This window comes from Collinsella sp. AF08-23, assembly GCF_003479805.1.
Taxonomy (GTDB): domain Bacteria; phylum Actinomycetota; class Coriobacteriia; order Coriobacteriales; family Coriobacteriaceae; genus Collinsella.
Genome location: NZ_QUHV01000013.1, coordinates 13,657 through 32,899 on the forward strand (window position 1 = coordinate 13,657; position 19,243 = coordinate 32,899).

Below are 19,243 nucleotides of genomic sequence, written 5' to 3' on the forward strand. Positions count from 1 at the left end.
GGTTCCGGCTGCGGGTCGGGCTGCGGATGCGGGTCGGGTTCCGGCTCAGGCTCGGGGGAAGGCGCGGGGATCTTCTCGAAGACGGCCTCGACAACGGCATCGCCGCTCTCGGTGTCGACTTCGGTGACCTCGACGGACGTCGTGGAGGTGGGGCCTGCAACATCGACCGGCGTCCCGTTCTTGGTGACGGATGCGATGCGGTAGCCCTCGTCGGGGGTCACGGTGAAGGTCGTCTTGCCGTCCTTGAGGGCGACAAATCCCTCGGGCGTCACGGTGCCGCCCACGCCGGCGCGGCCCACGGCGCCAAAGCTGGTGAGGCTGTCCGCGGCGAGGGTGATGTCAAGCTTGTCCAGGCGTGGGGACTTTTCCTTGGGCCCCTTGAACACGAGCTGGGAGGTGCCGGGTTTGTTCACCGTGAAGGTAAAGTCGACGGTCTGATATGCATCCGCATTGGTGTGCCCGGCCGCATGCTCACCCTTCGCGATGATGGGGTCATCGGCGTCGGCGTCGGTCCACACGACCTTGTTGTTGCTGGAGCCGCTCATGTAGCGCAGCTTGACGTTGTAGGTGCCTGCGCGCTCGACGGTGAACGGAATGGCGATCGTGTCGTTCTCGCCCACGGAGTCGACGAGCTTGCCCAGGCTCGCGCCGTCGCGATCCTTGATCGCCATGGGCCAGTTGTTGTCACCCGTGGTGTCGTTATGCAGCACGCCGAGCTCGAACTCGATGGTCGAGGTGGTGCCAACGATGCTCGGGAACGCGAATGGCTCATCCTCGGAGTAGGCCTTGCGGATCTCGAGACCCGACTGTGCAGCCTGGAGGACCTTCATGGCCTCGAAGATGGCATCGGCGGAAGGATTGTCCTTGGCTACCACGGCGTGTGCGGTGACAAGCGCCTTGTCGAGGACTCGGACGCTCTCGGCCGTGTACTGTCCGGCGTTGGCCGCCGCCTCGGCGTTCTGGATGGCCTCCTTGAGCTTCTCAAGGGTGTAGTTGGACTCGCGGTCGATGATGGTCACCGTCACGTCGTCGTTGGAGCCGATCACGAGGCCCTCGGGGGAGACCGGAGCCATGGTCACGTAGAACTGGCCGTTGCCGATGGTGCTGGAGCTCACGACGCGCTTGGTGCGGACCTGGACGGTCTTGTGTGTCTCGCCCTCGTTGAAGACTACGTGTTTGGAATCGGTGTCGAAGTCGCCCTGAACGGCGGAGCCGGGCTCAAAGTTCACGACCACCTCGGCGCTGCCGGTGGAGCCGCCGCTGCGCGTGACGCCGAGCTCGTAAACGGAATTCTCGTCCATGGTGATCTCGGTCACGTCGAAGTCGATCATGCCCGCGCCGTTGTTGTTCAGGTAGGCGGCGGCGTCGATGCCAACGGCTCCCTTGTCACCGCCCACGACCTCGATTTTGACGGTGTGGGTGCCCGCCTCGAGGGTGTCGGAGGTGAAGAGCGGGACGCTCGTGGCGCGCTTGCTGGCACGGGTGTTGATCTCGATCGGCTCTTTGCCGTCGATCGTGATCTTGGCGTGGCCATGGTTGGGGTCGACCGTGCCCATGAGCATGAACTTGGTGCCATCGAACTGGAAGGTCGCGGTTGCGCCGGCCTGGCCGGTCCACATGCTGGTGCCGTCGATGAAGCTGGCGTTTTTCTCCTGGTTCCACCCGCTGCTGGTCTGCATCTTGGCGTTGTCGAGGATTTCCATGCCCTCGGGGACGGGCATGGGCTTCTCGAAGGCTTTGGTGGTCTTGAAGACGCCGACCTCGGAGATCTGGGCGACCTTGCCGTCAAGGGTGCTGAGGTCGATCTTGATGGCGCTGGCGGTCACGTTCGAGCCGCGCACGAGGCGCTTGGCGCCCACGGTGCCGCCCTTGCCGTACTCCACCCACTGGCCGCCGGCGTCGCGGTACGAGACGGCGAAGTTCTTGATGTGCTGGCCGTTCTGGATGGCCTCCTCAAAGGAGACCACGTTGAAGGTGCGCTCCTCGGGAAACTCGATGAGGAGCGACTGGGTGCCCGTGGCGTCCTTGGCGCTCCAGTAGGTCTCGTCCTTGCCGTCGAGCACCTTGCCGGGGCCGTACGCGGGGTCGTTCTCCCAGGCGCTGCTGGCCTTGGCGGTCGCCGCCGTACGCCCCTCGCCCTCGCGCGTGAGGTCCTGGGCGAAGGTCTTCTCAACGTTGTCGCCAAAATCGAGCGTGCGCTGCTTGATCTCGGGGTCGACCGTGCCCGTATCGTTGGGCGGCACGTTGAGCAGCAACGGGGCGCCGTGACCGACCGAGTTGAAGTACATGTTGCTGAGCTCGGTGAGGGTCTTGGGAGTCTTCATGTTGTTGTGCCAGAACCAGCCGGCGGTGATGCGGGCGTCCGCCTCGGGCATGATCCACTTGCCTCCTGTTGGGGAGCCAACGCTGACCTCCGCGCCCACCGTGGGGTCGTTTTGGATGTTCTTGTTCCAGGGGACCTCGGCGGAGCTCGAATCCCAGTTGGGGTTCATCTCGACGCGGTTCCAGGCGGTGTCTCCGGCAAGGCCGTTCTCGTTGCCCACCCAACGGACCTCGGACTGCAGGCCGCACTGGAAGAGGACGCACTCGTCGCCCTCGAGCTCCTTGATGGTTTTGGCAAAGCGCTCGAAGTTGTAGTTCTGTGCGTCGGCGCCGGTGCCCTTTGCGCCGTCCATCCACACCTCGACAAACTTGCCTTTGTTGCCGTACTTGGGATCGCCGAGGATCTCGCGCAACTGCCCGTCGTAGAAGTCGTTGTAGTTGTCGGGCTTTCCGTCCTTGTTGCCGTAGCTCGGCTCATGGATATCCCAGGGGGAGAGGTACAGGCCCATGTCGAGGTCATATGTGGAGCACGCCTTGGAAAGCTCCGCCAGGATGTCGATCCGGCTCGTGGTGCTGCCCATGTCGTAGTCGGTCGACTCGCTGTTCCAGATGCAGAAGCCGTCATGGTGCTTGGCGGTGACGACCAGGCGCTTGAAGCCGGCCTCCTTGATCATCTTGACGTAGCCCTCGGCATCGAAGGTCTCGAGGTTGTTCATATAGGTGACCGCCGAGGGCATCTTGGTGCCGTAGTCGGTGCCCCACTCGACGCCCGAGAAGGTGTTGGGCCCAAAGTGGCAGAACGCCGCGAGCTCCTCCTTGGCGTATTTGTATTGACCCTTGTTGGGGACGATGTCGTCCTTTTGGGGCTGTGCGGTGGCAACGCCGTTGAGGCTCTCATCGGTGATCCATTGATCCGCGAACACCGCCGTGGGCAGTGCGAGCGATGAGCACAAACCGGCCACGATGGCAAACCGCGCGAGGTTTTTACGCTGCATATTCCTCCCATCACGTGCTGCCAGCCGGTGCTGGCAGGTACTGGTGGTGCATCCGGCTACGATCGGTGCAGGATGCACTCAATCGGAACAAGTTTGCCTGGGTGCCCAACCCCCCCCCTCGTGGAATCGGCAGGCGTATTAATTTGGAACATGAACGGTAGGTTTATGAGTTTCAGACGGCTAAAGGTGGAGCATTGGTATCTGTCCGGGAAGACCCGCGTGCTTCAGGATACGCGCCGCGGCGGCGGATCACCGAGGTGGGCTTTGAGGGCAAGACGATCAACTCCGGGTCGGTCTCGATCATAACGACGTACGGCGACATGCCCGGCTAACTGGGACCTCTCCAGCCCGAGCCGTCCCCCAACATCCCGTTGATCATCGCGAGCATCTTGGGGAACACCATGCTCTCCTGCAGCGTGGAGGAGCGCCCCCTCACATTGGGGCCCATAGAGTTCGGCGGGGAAGACGTCGATGCCGTCTACAACCATCTCGCCCGCTTCCTGAGGGAGGTCCCGGCGATCGTGGTGAGCCCAACGCGGTCCGGCGACCTGCTCGTTGACCCGAGAGAGGTATCCGAGCAAATCGGCCCGAATGCGACGGTCTACTTTACGAGGGACTGCTCGGCTATGCAGGCTTTCAACGACCGTCTCGAACCCAATGACTTGCAATGCTATGGCGATGCGTTGCGCGTGTACGCCGGGCACCCGCATTTCGACATTCTGGGCGACGGGGCAAATCACAGGTTCTTCCCGCCGTCGACGCTTGGTGACGAGGAGGGCCGTGCCAGCTGCCTTGAGATATTGCGCCGCGCGCTCGCGCAGGACGTGCACGCATGGGAGACGTCCGTCCGCATCGAGGACATCAAGCGTCGCAATCGCGAATCGAGCCGCGAGCGGGCGTTCAAACGCCGCGCGGAGGAGATTCAGGACTTGGCGCTCGACCAGGTGGCCGAGATGCTCGATGCCGCCGACGAGGCGGCCAATGCGGCGGGGGAGGAGCGCGACGTCGCCCTGGATGAGCGCGATGACTCCGCTGAACATCGGCGTAGAGCGTTCATCGAGGGGAGGGGTTAATGGTGCAAAAAATCTAGCAATAGAACGCTTGCGAGGGTACCCTAAGGCCATGGGCAAGATATGAGCCGAGGCGCCAGGAGGCGCAAGGCGTGGGAAAGGAACGTGCCTCATGAAGAAATATGCGAACAGCGCTCTGTTCTATGCGATCCTGGCCATGATCGGCGGCGTGTTCTTCCGCGAGTTCACCAAGTTCTTTTCGTTTGACGGCGCGACCACCCTGGCGTTCGTGCACACGCATTACTTTGCCCTGGGCATGATCATGTTCTTGCTGCTCCTCGTGCTTGAGAAGACCCTGCACATCGCCGACCGCTCCGTGTCCCGTGCGGTGGTTGCCTACCACGTAGGTCTCAACGTTACCGCCCTCATGCTCGTGGCTCGCGGCGTGCCCCAGGTTCTGGGTATCGATCTTTCCCGCGGCATGGACGCGGCGATCTCCGGCATCGCCGGGTTGGGCCATATCGTTTTGGGTGTGAGCATTGTACTCATCCTGCTGGGCGTCAAACGCGCCGTGGCCCGCGCCGAGAAGAGATGATGGCAAGCCAAGGAAAAACCTCCGGCGACTTATGTCCGCCGAGCGGCATCGCGGCTGGTGGATGGTGGCGAAGATAGCAAAAAGGCGAACTGTCAACCGTGGTTGACAGTTCGCGTAATTCTCTTATGGTGGAGCCGCGGAGAATCGAACTCCGGTCCACGACAGCTCCCTGATCGGCATCTCCAGGCTCAGTCACTCATTTAGTCTCGGACGCCTCGCGCGGAGCGACACGCTCTCGGCGTCCCAACCGGTTCGGTCTTAGCCCGCGCCATACCGATCACGTGCGCGGGAGCATTCCCCTCAAATGACGTCGCGCCGGTGTCGGGGAAATCACCGGGTTGACGCGCCGCTATAAATTAAGCAGCGAGAGCCAGCTGGGGCTCAAAAGAAGAATTCTTGTCAATTCATTTTGACGGTACCCCTGTTTAACGTGGGCGAGGAGACCACGGCCTGCTTCCTCTCTCAGAACTATCGTGTCGAAACCAGTCGGCCCCTCATGCGAGGGTCGTGGTGCCGCATGAGCGGCGACGACCTGTCAAAGTACCCGAACTGCGAACGTGCCGCAATCCGTAAGCGAACAGTGTACCACGTTCGCGTCTCGAGCGTCTTCAGGGCACTCATGTGACGCACAGCGGGAGAAGAAGCCCCATGATTTGCGGACATCTGTTCATCTTCACGACTCATTGGGGTACAAGTCATACAGACGAGAGGAGCTCCAATGGAAGACAAGGCGAAAAACGCGGGTAAGGTTGCGATTGTTTTGGAGGGCGGCAGCTTTCGTGGCCAGTTCACCGCGGGCGTGCTCGACGTTCTCATGGAGCACCGCGTTGAGGTCGCGGCGTGTTACGGAACCTCTGCGGGTGCGCTCAACGGCCTGAATTACAAGAGCCGTCAGATCGGTCGTGCAAACCGCGTGAACCTGGCATTTTGCAATGATCCGCGCTACATGGGCGCTCAATCGCTCATTACCACCGGCAGCATGGTCGGCTACGATTTCATGCTCAACGACGTGCAGGATCGCCTTGACCCCTTCGATAATGACGCCTATCTGGCCAATCCCATGGAAATGTATGCATGCGCCACGGATGTGATGTTCGGAACTGCCGCGTACCTGCCGGTTCGCAATGCGACGCTCGACATCGACGCCGTGCGCGCCTCCACTTCCTTGCCGCTGGTCACGCAGCCTGTCGAGATTGACGGGCACCTGTACCTGGACGGTGGCACCGCCGATTCCGTTCCGGTTGAGCATGCGCTCGAAGATGCGGGTTTTGACCGGGCGATCGTGGTGCTCACGCAGGATCGCGATTACGTTAAGGGTCCCTATGGACTCATGCCGGCGGCTCAGCGCGCATACGCCGCATATCCGTATTTGCTGGAGGCGATGGCGAATCGCCACGAGCGCTACAACGAGCAGCGCGAGCACATTTGGGAATATGAGCGCGAGGGCCGGGCATTCGTGCTGGCGCCGCCACGTCCCGTTGAAGTGGGGCATGTCGAGCACGATGCGGCGAAGTTGCTCGATCTGTATATTCAGGGCCGCCAAGAAGCGGCTGCCCATATTGATGAGATACGGGAGTTCGTGGGCAAATAGGGGCTGGACGGAGGCGTGACGTCGATACCGCGCATTCCGTTGGCGGCTGAATATCGACCGCTTACCGGTTGGTCTTGATTTCTCATACCAGTAAGACTACCTGCTGGCACTTCGTGGTATAAGAAGAGTGAAAAAGGGTCCTCTCCACTGAGATACTCAGAGAAGCCCCATCAGAGGGCGGAGAGGTCGGGAACCCGGGCAGGCGCAAGGCCCCCGGGTTCCTTCTTGTGAGGTGCCCGAGAGGTTCCGGCAGGGTGCCGAACGTCTGCAAGAGGCTTGTTGCCGACGAAGAGGCGGAGGCCGCCGGGGCGTCCGGGCATCGTTTCGCCGGGGGTGGGAAGAGCATCCAAAACCATCGCCCGCCTCCGTCTCCGTCCCGCCTGTGCAGAAGTTCTGCACGTATGGCGGAAATACGTTGACTTCGCAGCACAGGGCGGTATTATTGACAAGTTACTTTCCAGAGCCCCGTGAAACTCTGTTAAGACACACGTACTGTACATGGAGGAAAAGTGATTCTTAAGTCGACTCACTACGCCAAGCAGGGTGAGGTTGCCCGTAACTGGGTCCTCATCGACGCCGAGGGCGCCACGCTGGGCCGTCTTGCTGCCCAGGTTGCCAAGATCCTGCGCGGCAAGAACAAGCCCCAGTTCACGCCCAACTCCGACTGTGGTGACTTCGTGGTTGTCATCAACGCCGATAAGGTCCAGCTTACCGGCAACAAGGCCGACCACAAGACCTACTACCGTCACTCCGGCTACAATGGCGGCCTCAAGGCGGAGTCCTTCCGTCAGGCTATGGAGAAGCACCCGGAGAAGGTCATCGAGCGCGCTGTCCGCGGCATGCTCCCCAAGACCACTCTCGGCCGCAAGCAGCTGACCAAGCTCAAGGTCTACGCTGGCGCCGAGCATCCGCACGCTGCTCAGAACCCCGTCAAGATCGAGCTGGAGGGCTAAAAGATGGCTGAGAACACCGTTGTTTACTACGGCACCGGCCGTCGCAAGAACGCCGTTGCTCGTGTCCGTATCGTCCCTGGCACCGGTAAGGTGACCATCAACAAGCGCGATGCCGAGGAGTACTTCGGCCGTCACCAGCTCGTTGAGGACGCCCTCGCCCCCTTCAAGGTGACCGACACCCTCGGTTCCTTTGACGTCATCGCCCTGTGCGATGGCGGTGGCATCACCGGTCAGTCCGGCGCCCTGCGCCTGGGCATCGCCCGCGCCCTTCTCGAGGCGGGCGACTATCGTGCCGACCTCAAGCGCGCCGGCTTCCTCACCCGTGACGCCCGCGTCGTCGAGCGCAAGAAGTACGGCCTCAAGAAGGCCCGCCGCGCTCCCCAGTTCTCCAAGCGCTAAGGCGTTTGCGAAGACGTTTCCCGTATGGAAATGGGCCTACCGAGTTTTTCGGTGGGCCCTTTTTTTGTACCATTACGACGGTGCGGAATTTTCGTTCTCAACAATGTCCGCCCCACATCAGACCGGCGTCGTATGGGCGCTGGGCGTATGGAAGGAATGCGAATGAAGTACTTCGGAACCGACGGCTTCCGCGGCGAGGCGGGCACGACCCTCACGGTCGAGCACGCGTATAAGATTGGTCGCTACGTAGGTTGGTACTACGGCGCGCGCCAGAACCGCAAGGCCCGCGTCATTGTGGGCAAGGATACGCGCCGCTCGAGCTACATGTTCGAGTCCGGTCTCGTTTCTGGATTGGTCGCTTCCGGTGCCGATGCGTACATGCTCCACGTCATCCCCACGCCGGGCGTTGCGTACGAAACCATCGACGGCCGCTTCGACTGCGGCATCATGATCTCGGCGAGCCACAACCCCTATACCGATAACGGCATCAAGCTCATGAACAGCGAAGGCTGCAAGATGGACGAGGAAGTCCTTGAGCTCATCGAGGACTACATCGACGGCAAGAGCGAGATCCCGTTCGCCTCGGGCGATGAGATTGGCTGCACGGTCGATTACATGCAGGGCCGCAACCGCTACATCGCGCATCTGATCGCCAGCGCGAATTTCTCTCTGCAGGGCGTGAAGGTCGGCCTGGACTGCGCGAATGGCTCCGCCTCCTCGGTGGCAAAACCCGTGTTCGACGCCCTTGGCGCCGATGTCCGTATCATCAACAATGCGCCCGACGGCTTCAACATCAACGTCGACTGCGGCTCCACGCATATTGAGCGTCTGCGCCGTCATGTGGTCGAGCAGGGCCTTGATGTGGGCTTTGCCTATGATGGCGATGCCGACCGCTGCCTGGCGGTCGATGATCGCGGTAACGTGGTCGACGGTGACCTGATCCTGTATGTGTGCGGCACTTACCTGCACAAGCACGGCCGTCTCACCGCCGGCACCGTGGTTCCCACGGTCATGAGCAATCTCGGTCTGTTCCGCGCGCTCGACCGTGCCAACCTCAAGTACGAGACTACGCCGGTGGGCGACAAGTACGTCACCGCCTGTATGCGCGAAAAGGGCTATAGCCTTGGCGGCGAGCAGTCGGGCCATGTCATCTTTGGCGATATCGAGACTACGGGAGACGGCATCATGACGTCCCTGCGCATCATGGAGGTCATCCGAGCCGAGCGCATGAAGCTCTCCGAGCTGTGCGCCCCGGTCAAGATCTTCCCGCAGGTGCTCGTCAACGTGCGCAGCGAGCGCAAGGCCGAGCTCGATGAGTGCAAGCCCGTGTGGGACGCCGTTCGCGCGGCAGAGGAGGAGCTGGGCGAGCGTGGTCGCATCCTCGTTCGCACCTCCGGTACCGAGCCGCTTGTGCGCGTGATGGCCGAGGCAGAGACGCAGGAGGCGGCACAGGCCGCCGTCGACTCGATCGTTGCCGTGGTCCAGCGCGAGCTCCCCTAAGCGAGCCCTGGTTTCCGGGATTGGTTTTCGGTCTCACAGTTCGGTAGAATGGAGAGACATGGGGGACCTCAAAGGAGTTAGATGTTCGACAGATTTCTCAAGTCGCTTAACGTGAACGCTCGCACGAGCGTACTGACCTCGCCCCTGGCGGGCCATGTTATCCCGCTTTCGGAAGTCTCTGACCAGATGTTCGCCAAGGGCTTGCTTGGTCAGGGCGTGGCCATCCGGCCCACGGGCAATCGCGTGGTGGCCCCGTCCGATGGTAAGATCGAGGCGATCTTCCCCACGGGGCATGCGGTGGCGATCCATACCGCAGAAGGCCTCGACGTACTCATCCACGTTGGCCTGGAGACGGTTAGGCTCGATGGCAAGCATTTCAAGGTGAACGCGTCCGTGGGAGATGCAGTGCATCGCGGTGACGTGCTCATAGAGTTTGACGGAGAGGCCATCGCAGCCGAGGGCTATGACGTCACGGTGCCGATCCTTATCTGCAATTCTGCGGAATATGCCAGCATTAAGGGATCGGAAGGAGCGGATGTCGAGGAGCTCGACCAGCTCATCACCGTTCGTTCGCGGTAACGGGGCCCGATGGGGCAATTGGAATGACAAACCCGCCAGGAGTTTCTCTTGGCGGGTTTTCCTTAGCTTGAGGGCATGCGAGGCCATACTTGCATTTCCTCGCGCAACCTTCACAATAGAAGTGCTGGGGCGAACGCGTCCGAGTCGCCGTGGACGGGCAGGGGCCTCGACACGGTGGGGATTTTGACATACGCGCCCTCGCCCTGGACGGTGCGCGTCTCACGTTGGTTGCGGCCGACGGGGCCGCATGTGCCGGGACTGGATGTCCCGGAGGAAAGGAGCGCGTCATGCGTATCGTTCACGCCGCCGACTATGAGGATATGAGCCGAAAGGCGGCAAATCTCATTGCCGCTCAGGTTGTCATGGATCCCTGCTGCGTCCTGGGTCTTGCCACCGGTTCCACGCCCATCGGCACCTATCAGAACCTCATCAAGGCCTATGAGGCGGGCGACCTGGACTTCTCTCAGGTGAGCACTTATAACCTGGACGAGTATCGCGGCCTGTCCCACGACGATCCCCAGAGCTACCATTACTTCATGAAGGAGAACCTGTTCGATCACATCAACATCGATCAGGCCAACACCCATGTGCCGGACGGCTCCAACCCCGATGCCGAGGCCACGTGTGCCGAGTACGACCGTATGGTCGAGGAGGCCGGCTACCCCGACCTGCAGCTCCTGGGCATTGGCAACAATGGCCACATTGGTTTCAATGAGCCCGACTCCTGCTTCTCCAAGGGCACGCACTGCGTCGACCTCACCGAGAGCACCATCGAGGCCAACAGCCGCCTGTTCGACAACATCGAGGACGTTCCTCGTCAGGCATACACCATGGGCATCCACACCATCATGAACGCCTACATGGTGCTCGTAATCGCTAATGGCGAGAAGAAGGCTCAGGCCGTGCACGATATGTGCTTTGGCCCCATCCAGCCTTCCTGCCCGGCTTCTATCCTGCAGCTGCACCCCAATTGCGTGGTCATCGCCGACGACGCGGCCCTGTCGCTCTGCAAGTAATCTTCGCTGCATTGCCCTTGGGCCTCGGCTTGCGCGCCGAGGCCCTTTTTTGACTGTGCTGACGCCTGGACGCCTGCGGGCGAATGACGGGGACTATTTCATCCGGGCATTGAGTTCGCCGGCGAGTTCATCGAGCGAGATGCCGTAGCGTTCGAGGGTCACGAGCAGGTGATATACCAGGTCGCCCGCCTCATAGCGGATGTGATCGTGATCGCGATCCTTGCAGGCCATGATGATTTCGCTGGCCTCCTCGGCGAGCTTTTTAAGCAGCTCGTCCTCGACATCCGTGAGCAGGCGCGCCGTATAGCTCTCCTGAGGAGAGACATCGCGGCGCGCGTGGATGGTAACGGCCAGCCCCTCGAGGGTCTCGCCGATGTTGCCGGGTTGTACGTTGGCAGTTCTGACTCCCATATGGGTCTCCTATTTGATAATGCGATGACGTGGGACGGCGATTCGCCGTTGCGTCGCGCCGACGGATGGCGTTATTCCGCCCCGACTGTGTTGAAGAAACAGGTGCGGTTGCCGGTATGGCACGCGGGGCCGGGCGAGTCGACGAGCGCGAGCAGCGTATCGGCGTCGCAATCGGCTCGCAGCTCGATCACACGCTGCACGTTGCCGCTGGTAGCGCCCTTGTTCCAGAGCTCCTGCCGACTGCGGCTCCAAAACCAGGTGGTGCCCGTCTCGAGCGTGAGGCGCACCGACTCTCGGCTCATCCAGGCGACCATGAGCACCTCGCCCGTATCGTGCTGCTGCACCACGCAGGTGATGAGGCCGCGGTCGTCAAATCGCAGGTCATCGATGTTCATCAGAAGTCCAATCTCACGGGAATGCCCTGGGCGGCCATGTATTCCTTCACCTGGCGGATTGAGTAGGTGCCAAAGTGGAAGACGCTTGCGGCGAGTACAGCATCGGCCTCGCCCTCGAGTACACCCTCGGCGAAGTGCTCGAGCGTGCCCACGCCGCCTGAGGCGATCACAGGAATGGACACCGCGCGTGCCACGGTGCGGGTGAGCGATAGGTCGAACCCGGCTTTCGTGCCGTCGCGGTCCATGCTGGTGAGCAAGATCTCACCAGCCCCGCGGCGAGCTGCTTCCTCTGCCCAGGCAACGGCGTCGATGCCAGTGGGGGTGCGTCCACCGGCAAGGTACACCTCCCATCGATCGGCACCGGGCGCTCCGGGCTTGCCCACGCGCTTGGCATCGATCGCCACCACAACGGCCTGGCTGCCGAATGCGGCCGCGGCTTGCGTGATGAGATCGGGATCGCGCACCGCAGCCGAATTAACCGAGACCTTGTCGGCGCCGGCGGCAACCATGGTGCGCATGCCGGGAAGGTCGCGGAATCCGCCGCCCACGGTGTAGGGGATGGCGAGTTCGGCGGCGGCGTGGGCCGCCATGTCGATAGTCGTGGCACGGTTGTCGCTCGTGGCAGTGATGTCGAGGAAAACCACCTCGTCGGCACCCTCGCGGTCGTAGGCGGCGGCGAGCTCGATGGGATCACCGGCGTCGCGCAAGTCGACGAAGTTCACGCCCTTGACCACACGCCCGTCGCGCACATCAAGACAGGGAATAACACGTTTGGTGAGCATGGTCTACCTCCCAGTCGCCGCATCGAGCGCCTGCTCGAGCGTGAAGGAGCCCTCGTACAGGGCACGTCCGGTAATGGCTCCCTCGATGACCTCCGGTCCGGCGGCGGCAAGGGACCGTATGTTCTCAAGCGTCGAGATGCCGCCCGAGGCGACTACGGGAAATCCGGCCACCCTGGCGACCGAGCGATACGCATCGACATCGATGCCCGTCTGCATGCCGTCGCGGGCGATGTCGGTGAACACGAGATGTTTGAATCCCAGCGAGGCGAGTTCGGACACGACTTCGTCGCAGCTGCGCCCAACACCGTCGCGCCAGCCGTTGACCTTGACCTGCCCGTCGCGGGCAGCGACGTCTGCAACGAGCAGCTCTCCAAATCCATGCGCTGCGACCTCGGCAAACCCGGGTTCAGTGACCAAGACGGTGCCGAGGGCGATGCGCTTGGCACCCGCCGCGGCGAGCTGGTCGATGCGTGCGAGGGAGCGGACGCCGCCGCCGACGTCAATCGATAGTCCCTCTATGGAGCAAATCGAGCGAATCGCGCGCATGTTCGCGGCGCAAGCGCCGTCGTCTTCGCCGAACGCCGCGGAGAGGTCGACGACGTGGATCCAACGCGCGCCCGCTTGCGAGAATTCGCGTGCGATGGCGACGGGGTCGTCGGAATAGACCTTCATGCGGCTGCGGTCGCCTCGTTCGAGGCGTACGACTTTGCCGTCAATCAGGTCGATGGCGGGAAAGAGGATCACGAGGGGCCTCCTCGGTAGAGGGTGGATGATGTGGCGCGAGCGTGGTGGGGTGCGACGCGGGGGATGCGGTGCGGGCGATGCGAAGAGGTGCACCTCCCGGGGCACGCTGTGAGCTCCTAGGAGCACAGGCGCACGAAGTTGCGAAGAATCGCGTGCCCATGCGCGGAGGACTTCTCGGGGTGGAACTGGCAGCCGAAGACGCTGCCGCGCGCCGCAACGGAGGCGAAGTTGCGTGCATAGTGCGTGACGCCCGCCACGTCGTCCTCATTGACGTCGGCCCCGAGGGCATAGGAGTGGGTGAAGTAGACATTCGACCCCTCGGCGAACCCCTCCAGCAAGGGACACGGGCGTCCGTGCTCGGTAAGGTGCACCTGATCCCAGCCCACATGGGGAACCTTGAGACGTGCCGATTCGAGCCGCGTGCAGCTGCCGGGAAGCACGGCGAGCCCGCGCACCCAGCGCGTCCCGTCAGCCTCGAAAATCGATCCGGCATCGAGGCCCGTGCCGCGGGGGTCGGGTGCGGGGACGGTTGGCGCGTCTGCGGGAACGCCCTCGTCACCGCGTTCGAAAAGTAACTGCAGCCCCAGGCATATGCCTAAAAACGGCGTGCCCTTACCGCCGCGTGTGGCTTCGATCACGGCGCGGTCCTGACCGTGTTCGGCCATGTACGAGATCGCGTCGTAAAACGAGCCGACGCCCGGCAGGACGATGCCATCGGCGCTCGCGATCGCATCGGGGTCATCGGACGCGAAGGCATGCGCCCCCGCGCGCGTGAGCCCGCGCACGACGCTCGACAGATTGCCTTTGTGGTAGTCGACCACCACGATGCTCGGTTCGTTCACGGGCACCTCCCTTACAGCGAGCCCTTGGTGGAGGGCACGCCGTTCACGCGGGGGTCGAGTTCGCAGGCGTAGCGCATCGCGCGGCCGGCCGCCTTGAAGGCTGCCTCGATGATGTGGTGCGAGTTCGCTCCGGCGAGCTCGCGTACGTGTAGCGTCACGCGCGCGTCACGGGCGAAGGCGTAGAAGAACTCGACGGCGAGCTCGGTGTCAAAGGAGCCCACGCGCTCGGTAGGAATGGGAAGGTCGCAGTACGCCTGCCCGCGCCCCGAGATATCGACGGCTGCCTGGACGAGCGTCTCGTCCATGGGTATACACACGTCGGAAAAGCGCGTGATGCCCGCTTTGTCTCCGAGCGCCTGGGTGAATGCCTGGCCGAGCACGATGCCGGTGTCCTCGACGGTGTGATGTGCGTCGACCTCGATGTCTCCTGTGGCACGGACGGTGAGATCGAACAGGCCATGGCGCCCGAAGGCGTTGAGCATGTGGTCGAAGAACGGTACCCCGGTATCGATTGAGCAGGTGCCGGTGCCGTCAAGGTTAAGCTCGACGGTGATGTCGGTTTCCCCGGTGACGCGCGTGACGACGGCGCGGCGGTTGGCGGAATCGGTCATGGCGATCGGTCCTCCTTAAGACAGAAGTTCGGTCAGCGCCGCGATGACGGCGTCGTTTTCCTCGGGCGTCCCCACGGTGATGCGCAGGCAGTCCTCAAGACCGGCCGCGGAGCTGAAGTCGCGCACGAGGATTGAGTGCTCGTCGCGTAGGCGGTTGCGGATGGCGGTGGCGTCGGCCATGCGAACCAGCAGGAAGTTCGCGCTGCTCGGCCATACGGTGACGCCGGGAAGCCCCGCTAGGGCGCGTTGCAGCCGTTCGCGCTCGGCAACGATGGAGGCGGTGAGCGGCTCGAGGGCGCCGCGCTGGCGCACGAGGGCGAGCGCGGCTGCTTGTGTGAGGACGTTGACGGAGTAGATTTGGCGAACGGCGGAGAGCGCGTCGATGATGTCCGCGGCGGCCATTACGTAGCCGCATCGCGTCCCGGCCGCACCGTAGGCCTTGGAGAGCGTGCGCAGGATGACGAGGTTGTCGAGGTGCGCGAGGAGAGGTAGGGCCGAGGCATCCTCACCGGCGAACTCGATATACGCCTCATCCACCATCACCAGACCGTGGCACGCGTGGCAGACGCGCTGGATGAGGCCGAGGTCGGCCAGGTCGCCGGTGGGGTTGTTGGGCGAGGTGACAATCACGAGGTCACAGGTGCGCGCGCAGGCGAGCAGCGCCTCCTCGTCCAAGGTGAGCGTGCGTGGATCGCGGCCCGCAGTGCGGACATTCGTCTCGGTGATCTGGGCGAAGAACGCGTACTCCGAGAAGCATGGCGGGCAGATGAGGACGGAGCGATTCCGGCCGCCGAAAGCGAGCAGGAAGTTATAGAGAAGCTCGTCGCCGCCGTTGCCCACGCAGACCTGGGCGCGCGTGACGTCGTTCGCGGCGGCAATTTCGTCACGTAGCACATCCGACATGGGGTCGGGGTAGCGATTGAGCGGGGTCGCGGCGAGCACCTCGTCCACGGCCTCGCGGACGCTCGCCGGCAGGGGGTGGGTGTTCTCGTTTGCGGAGAGGTTGATGCGTGTGGCCGTGAAGTTCGGGTCGTACGGCTCGATGGAGCGCAGGTGCGGCTGCATGAGGCGCTGGGCGCGCGCGGAGAGCTCTGCCACGGCTACCTCACCTCCCCCTGAGCGGCGGGGCGTCCGACGCCGTACGCCACCGTTGCAGCATCGTCGTCGGGCCAGGCGATGACGGTGAGGTCCGCCTCGGCGAGGACTTTGGTCGCCACGGCAGGGGCACCCTCATCGATAAGGCGGCGGCGCAGTCCCGCGGAGAGCGCGTGCGCCCACAGGCCCTCGGCCTGCGCCATGGTCTGGGTGGCGGGGGCGTCGGCGAGTAAGCCCTGCGGCGTGTAGCAGATGACCGACGAGCTCGTGACGAAGTCGTCGACGGACAGCGGGCTGGAGAACTGCGCGGTGCCGCCGGTGGGCAGGGTGTGGTTGGGCCCTGCCACGTAGTCGCCCAGCGGCTCGGAACTCCAGGCGCCCACAAAGATCGCGCCCGCGTTGCGGATGGAGCCGACGAGTCCGAGGGCATCGGCGCAGTGGAGTTCGAGGTGCTCGGGGGCGATGGTATTCACGGCGTCAATCGCGGTCGCGAGATCGGGCGCGATTACGATGGTCCCCTGGTCGGTGAGGGAGGTGCGGGTGATTTCGGCGCGTGGGCTTTGGGCGAGAAGGACCTCGAGCGCCGCCTCGACACCGCGCGCGAGTTCGGGGCTCTCAGTTACGAGGTAGCACGCCGCCAGCGGATCGTGCTCGGCCTGGGCCATGAGATCGGCGGCAACCACGGCTGCCTCGGCGCTCGCGTCGGCGAGCACGCAGACCTCGGAGGGGCCCGCGATCATGTCGATGCCCACATCGCCCGAGACGAGGCGTTTCGCGGCTGCCACGTAGGCGTTGCCCGGCCCCGTGATCTTCTCCACGCGCGGGATGCTCTCGGTGCCGTAGGCGAGGGCGGCGACGGCCTGGGCTCCGCCCACCAGGTAAATCTCGTCGACGCCGGCGACTTTGGCCGCGGCGAGCGTGGCGGGCGAGATCCCTCCGTCGCGCTGGGGAGGCGTGACCATCACGACGCGTTCCACGCCGGCGACCTTGGCGGGAATGGCGTTCATCAGCACGGTCGAGGGGTACTGGGCGCGTCCGCCGGGGACGTAGATGCCGGCGGCGCGCACGGGCGTCACCTGCACGCCGAGCAGCGTGCCGTCCGCGCGCGTGGTGAACCATGACTGGCGGACCTGGCGCTGGTGGAAGTCGCGGATCTGCGCGGCGGCCTTCTCGAGGGCGGCGATGAGGGATGCACCCACCTGCTCGAGGGCGGTGTCGATGCGTTCCTGCGGCACGCGGAAGTCGGTGAGGTCGACACCATCGAACTCGGCGGCGTACCGACGCAGGGCGGCGTCGCCCTCCGCACGCACAGTGTCGATGATGTTCGCGGCAGCTTGGGTGATCTTTGCCGAGACGGCGCCCTCGCGCCCAAGGTTGGATACGGTGAGACGCTCGCCGGGGAGCAGGATGACGGTGTTCATATGCGGGCCTTTCTGGGGCTGGAGCGCGGAGGGGCCCGATGGGCCGATGCTCCGAGTCGATGGGGGAGGGGTGGGAACTCAGCGTGCGTATCGAGCGTGTTGACGGCCTTAATGCGCGTCGTCGCAGGCGCTCTCGTCGCGCCAGGCAGCGAGACGCCGGGCGAGCTCACGCACACGCGGGTCGAGTCGTGCGCGGCCGGGATTCGCGAAGAAGCGTGCGGTGCAGGTCATGAGTTCGCCGGTGATCACGAGGTCGTTCTCGCGCAGGGTCGTACCGGTGGCGGTGATGTCGACGATGCGATCGGCGAGCCCCACGATGGGACCGAGCTCGATATTACCGTGCAAGGCCACCACCTCGGCATTCACGCCGCGTTCCTCGTACCAGGCGCTCGCGATGCGCGGGTACTTGGTTGCCACGCGTAGGCATCCGCGCCGGGCATAGGAGCGCTTGGTCGCTTCGGCGCGTCCCGCTGGTTCGGCTTCGATGAATCGGCAGGCTCCATACGCCAAATCGACGAGTTGCAGCAGGTCGAGGTCCGCCTCGATGAGCGAGTCGCGTCCGCAGATGCCGCAGTCGGTCCCTCCGAGCGCGACGAAGGCGGGGGCGTCCGTGGCACGCACGATGACGAGCTCGACCGGGCCGATCGCGCCCTCGCCCTCGCGCGTATCGCGCGTGCGTATGATCAGGTGACGTCCGGGGTTGCGCAGCCCGCTCGCGTCGATGCCGACGGCTTCGAGTGCGGCGATGGTGTCGTCCTTCAACGAGCCCTTGGGCACGGCGATGCGCAGGGGCGCCTGCTCGTCGTCCGTCTCGGATGCGTTGGGACCCGTGGTGGCGGCAGAGTCGGGGCGCGCGGCGTCTGCCGATCCACCCACGCGGATATCGCTGCACGGCGCCTGCTCGGCTTGTGCCTCCAACACCTCGGTGAGGCGTTCGAGTGAGAACGCGAAACCCGCGGCTGCCGCACCCAGCTCAAGGGCGGCGTCGAGCACCGCGTCGTAACGGCCACCCGACCCCACGGGATCGGCGAGGTCGCCTGCGTAGGCTTTGAGCACCAGCCCGGTGTAGTAGCCAAACGAGCTCATGAGGGAGAAATCGAAGGAGAGGTGGCTCGCCAGCTCGGCGTTGCGCGAGGTCAGGCGCTGGACGAGCGATCGCAGCTCCGTCGTCGTGGAGGTGGTGGAGCCGGCGGCGCGCAATAGGGCGTCAACACGGTCGAGCGCCTCGGGGCCACCCGTGATGCGGGGCAGCTCGCGCATGGCGCACTGGAGCGCGACGGGTAGGTCGCTCGTGGCGGCGAGCTCGTCAAGGTCGATGTAGTTGTTGGCGTGGACGAGCGCGAGCGCCTCGTTGGCGAGTGCCTCATCGACGCCGAGCTCGAGGAGGGCCTGATAGGGAACGACGCTGCCGCAGACGAGCTGCCAAGAATTGAGCCCCAGGTCATCGAGTGCTTCGGCGGCGATGAGGGTCATCTCGGCGTCCGCGGCGTCCCCGCCCTCGCCTACGAGTTCATACCCGAGTTGGGTGAATTGGCGCGCCCGTGCGGTGCCGCGGGGCTGCTGACGCACGACGGGGGCCTCGTAGCGCAGGCGCAGCGGCAGGTCACGCTCGCTCATGCGCGCGGCGATGGCGCGGACCACCGAGGTCGTGTTGTCCGGTCGCACGGCGAGTAGGGCGCCGTTGTCGTCGAAGAGATTGAACGGTGCATCGGAACTCCAGGCGTTGGCTTCGCCGACGCTCGCCGATTCGATGAGGGGCGTTTCGATGGGGCGGTAGCCATGGTGCACGAGGCGGGCCTTCACCGTCGCGACGATATGCTCGCGCATCTCCGCCTCGTCGGGCAGGATATCTCTGAATCCGCGCGGTGTCGTTGCCATACCGTCCCTCTCTCATCATATGGGTGTCTGTTGTCTTCGTGCGGACACTTTAGCATGATGGAGTGCGCGAGAGAGCGCTGCACCCAACTCTTAACATGCAAATT

19 protein-coding genes and 1 other RNA gene are annotated in these 19,243 nt (G+C 63.9%); 9 read left to right on the top strand and 11 right to left on the bottom strand.

Annotated features, from left to right (window positions below):
• Positions 1-3,317: alpha-L-fucosidase (locus tag DWV48_RS07580; RefSeq protein ID WP_199588930.1), on the bottom strand; the 3,317-nt coding region annotated here is incomplete at its 3' end.
• A gap of 194 nt (positions 3,318-3,511) precedes the next feature.
• On the opposite strand from DWV48_RS07580, the gene DWV48_RS09220 reads away from it, so the two are divergent.
• The 3 genes from DWV48_RS09220 (at position 3,512) to DWV48_RS07590 (ending at position 4,922) form a co-directional block, all read left to right on the top strand.
• A complete protein-coding gene (locus DWV48_RS09220; RefSeq protein ID WP_158574848.1) occupies positions 3,512-3,649 on the top strand; it encodes a hypothetical protein in 138 nt (45 codons plus the stop codon).
• 57 nt (positions 3,650-3,706) lie between these two features.
• Complete coding sequence (locus tag DWV48_RS07585; protein ID WP_233546230.1) at positions 3,707-4,390, top strand: hypothetical protein; 684 nt, start codon at positions 3,707-3,709, stop codon at positions 4,388-4,390.
• Between the two features lie 109 nt (positions 4,391-4,499).
• Positions 4,500-4,922: a DUF2871 domain-containing protein gene (locus DWV48_RS07590; RefSeq protein ID WP_118654213.1), complete on the top strand. Its 423-nt coding sequence runs from the start codon at positions 4,500-4,502 to the stop codon at positions 4,920-4,922.
• A 126-nt stretch (positions 4,923-5,048) separates the two neighbouring features.
• Here DWV48_RS07590 and ssrA read toward each other — a convergent pair.
• Positions 5,049-5,416, bottom strand: a transfer-messenger RNA (tmRNA) gene (gene ssrA / locus DWV48_RS07595).
• 224 nt (positions 5,417-5,640) lie between these two features.
• On the opposite strand from ssrA, the gene DWV48_RS07600 reads away from it, so the two are divergent.
• From DWV48_RS07600 to nagB, 6 genes are all read left to right on the top strand, one after another.
• A complete protein-coding gene (locus DWV48_RS07600) occupies positions 5,641-6,513 on the top strand; it encodes a patatin family protein (RefSeq protein WP_118654214.1) in 873 nt (290 codons plus the stop codon).
• A gap of 509 nt (positions 6,514-7,022) precedes the next feature.
• A complete protein-coding gene (rplM, locus tag DWV48_RS07605; protein WP_118654215.1) occupies positions 7,023-7,466 on the top strand; it encodes a 50S ribosomal protein L13 in 444 nt (147 codons plus the stop codon).
• A 3-nt stretch (positions 7,467-7,469) separates the two neighbouring features.
• Positions 7,470-7,865 (top strand): 30S ribosomal protein S9, encoded by a 396-nt coding sequence (gene rpsI / locus DWV48_RS07610; protein WP_006720175.1) that lies wholly within the window; start codon positions 7,470-7,472, stop codon positions 7,863-7,865.
• Between the two features lie 162 nt (positions 7,866-8,027).
• A complete protein-coding gene (gene glmM / locus DWV48_RS07615; RefSeq protein WP_118654216.1) occupies positions 8,028-9,365 on the top strand; it encodes a phosphoglucosamine mutase in 1,338 nt (445 codons plus the stop codon).
• An 81-nt stretch (positions 9,366-9,446) separates the two neighbouring features.
• Positions 9,447-9,944 carry a PTS glucose transporter subunit IIA gene (locus DWV48_RS07620; protein WP_118654217.1) on the top strand — a complete coding sequence of 166 codons (498 nt, stop codon included), beginning with the start codon at positions 9,447-9,449 and terminating at the stop codon, positions 9,942-9,944.
• Positions 9,945-10,231: 287 nt separating this feature from the next.
• On the top strand, positions 10,232-10,960 hold the full coding sequence (gene nagB, locus DWV48_RS07625) for a glucosamine-6-phosphate deaminase (protein ID WP_118654218.1): 729 nt from the start codon (positions 10,232-10,234) through the stop codon (positions 10,958-10,960).
• Between the two features lie 93 nt (positions 10,961-11,053).
• Here the strand turns inward: nagB and hisE are convergent, their stop codons facing one another.
• The 9 genes from hisE to hisG form a co-directional block, all read right to left on the bottom strand.
• Positions 11,054-11,371, bottom strand: coding sequence for a phosphoribosyl-ATP diphosphatase (gene hisE, locus DWV48_RS07630; RefSeq protein ID WP_118654219.1), 318 nt, complete (start codon positions 11,369-11,371; stop codon positions 11,054-11,056).
• 71 nt (positions 11,372-11,442) lie between these two features.
• Entirely contained in the window at positions 11,443-11,766 is a 324-nt protein-coding gene (hisI, locus tag DWV48_RS07635; RefSeq protein WP_118654220.1) for a phosphoribosyl-AMP cyclohydrolase, read from the bottom strand.
• On the bottom strand, positions 11,766-12,548 hold the full coding sequence (gene hisF, locus DWV48_RS07640; protein ID WP_118654221.1) for an imidazole glycerol phosphate synthase subunit HisF: 783 nt from the start codon (positions 12,546-12,548) through the stop codon (positions 11,766-11,768). Before hisF ends, hisI begins: the two co-directional genes overlap by 1 nt.
• 3 nt (positions 12,549-12,551) lie before the next feature.
• Positions 12,552-13,292: a HisA/HisF-related TIM barrel protein gene (locus DWV48_RS07645; protein WP_118654222.1), complete on the bottom strand. Its 741-nt coding sequence runs from the start codon at positions 13,290-13,292 to the stop codon at positions 12,552-12,554.
• Positions 13,293-13,408: 116 nt separating this feature from the next.
• The gene (locus DWV48_RS07650; protein WP_118654223.1) at positions 13,409-14,134 is read right to left on the bottom strand and encodes an imidazole glycerol phosphate synthase subunit HisH; all 726 of its coding nucleotides are present in this window, start codon (positions 14,132-14,134) and stop codon (positions 13,409-13,411) included.
• Between the two features lie 11 nt (positions 14,135-14,145).
• Positions 14,146-14,745 carry an imidazoleglycerol-phosphate dehydratase HisB gene (hisB, locus tag DWV48_RS07655; protein WP_118654224.1) on the bottom strand — a complete coding sequence of 200 codons (600 nt, stop codon included), beginning with the start codon at positions 14,743-14,745 and terminating at the stop codon, positions 14,146-14,148.
• A 15-nt stretch (positions 14,746-14,760) separates the two neighbouring features.
• Positions 14,761-15,843, bottom strand: coding sequence for a histidinol-phosphate transaminase (gene hisC, locus DWV48_RS07660; protein WP_369834844.1), 1,083 nt, complete (start codon positions 15,841-15,843; stop codon positions 14,761-14,763).
• A gap of 2 nt (positions 15,844-15,845) precedes the next feature.
• The gene (gene hisD / locus DWV48_RS07665; protein WP_118654225.1) at positions 15,846-17,261 is read right to left on the bottom strand and encodes a histidinol dehydrogenase; all 1,416 of its coding nucleotides are present in this window, start codon (positions 17,259-17,261) and stop codon (positions 15,846-15,848) included.
• A gap of 108 nt (positions 17,262-17,369) precedes the next feature.
• Positions 17,370-19,139 (bottom strand): ATP phosphoribosyltransferase, encoded by a 1,770-nt coding sequence (gene hisG / locus DWV48_RS07670; RefSeq protein WP_118654226.1) that lies wholly within the window; start codon positions 19,137-19,139, stop codon positions 17,370-17,372.
• Positions 19,140-19,243 lie beyond the last annotated feature (104 nt).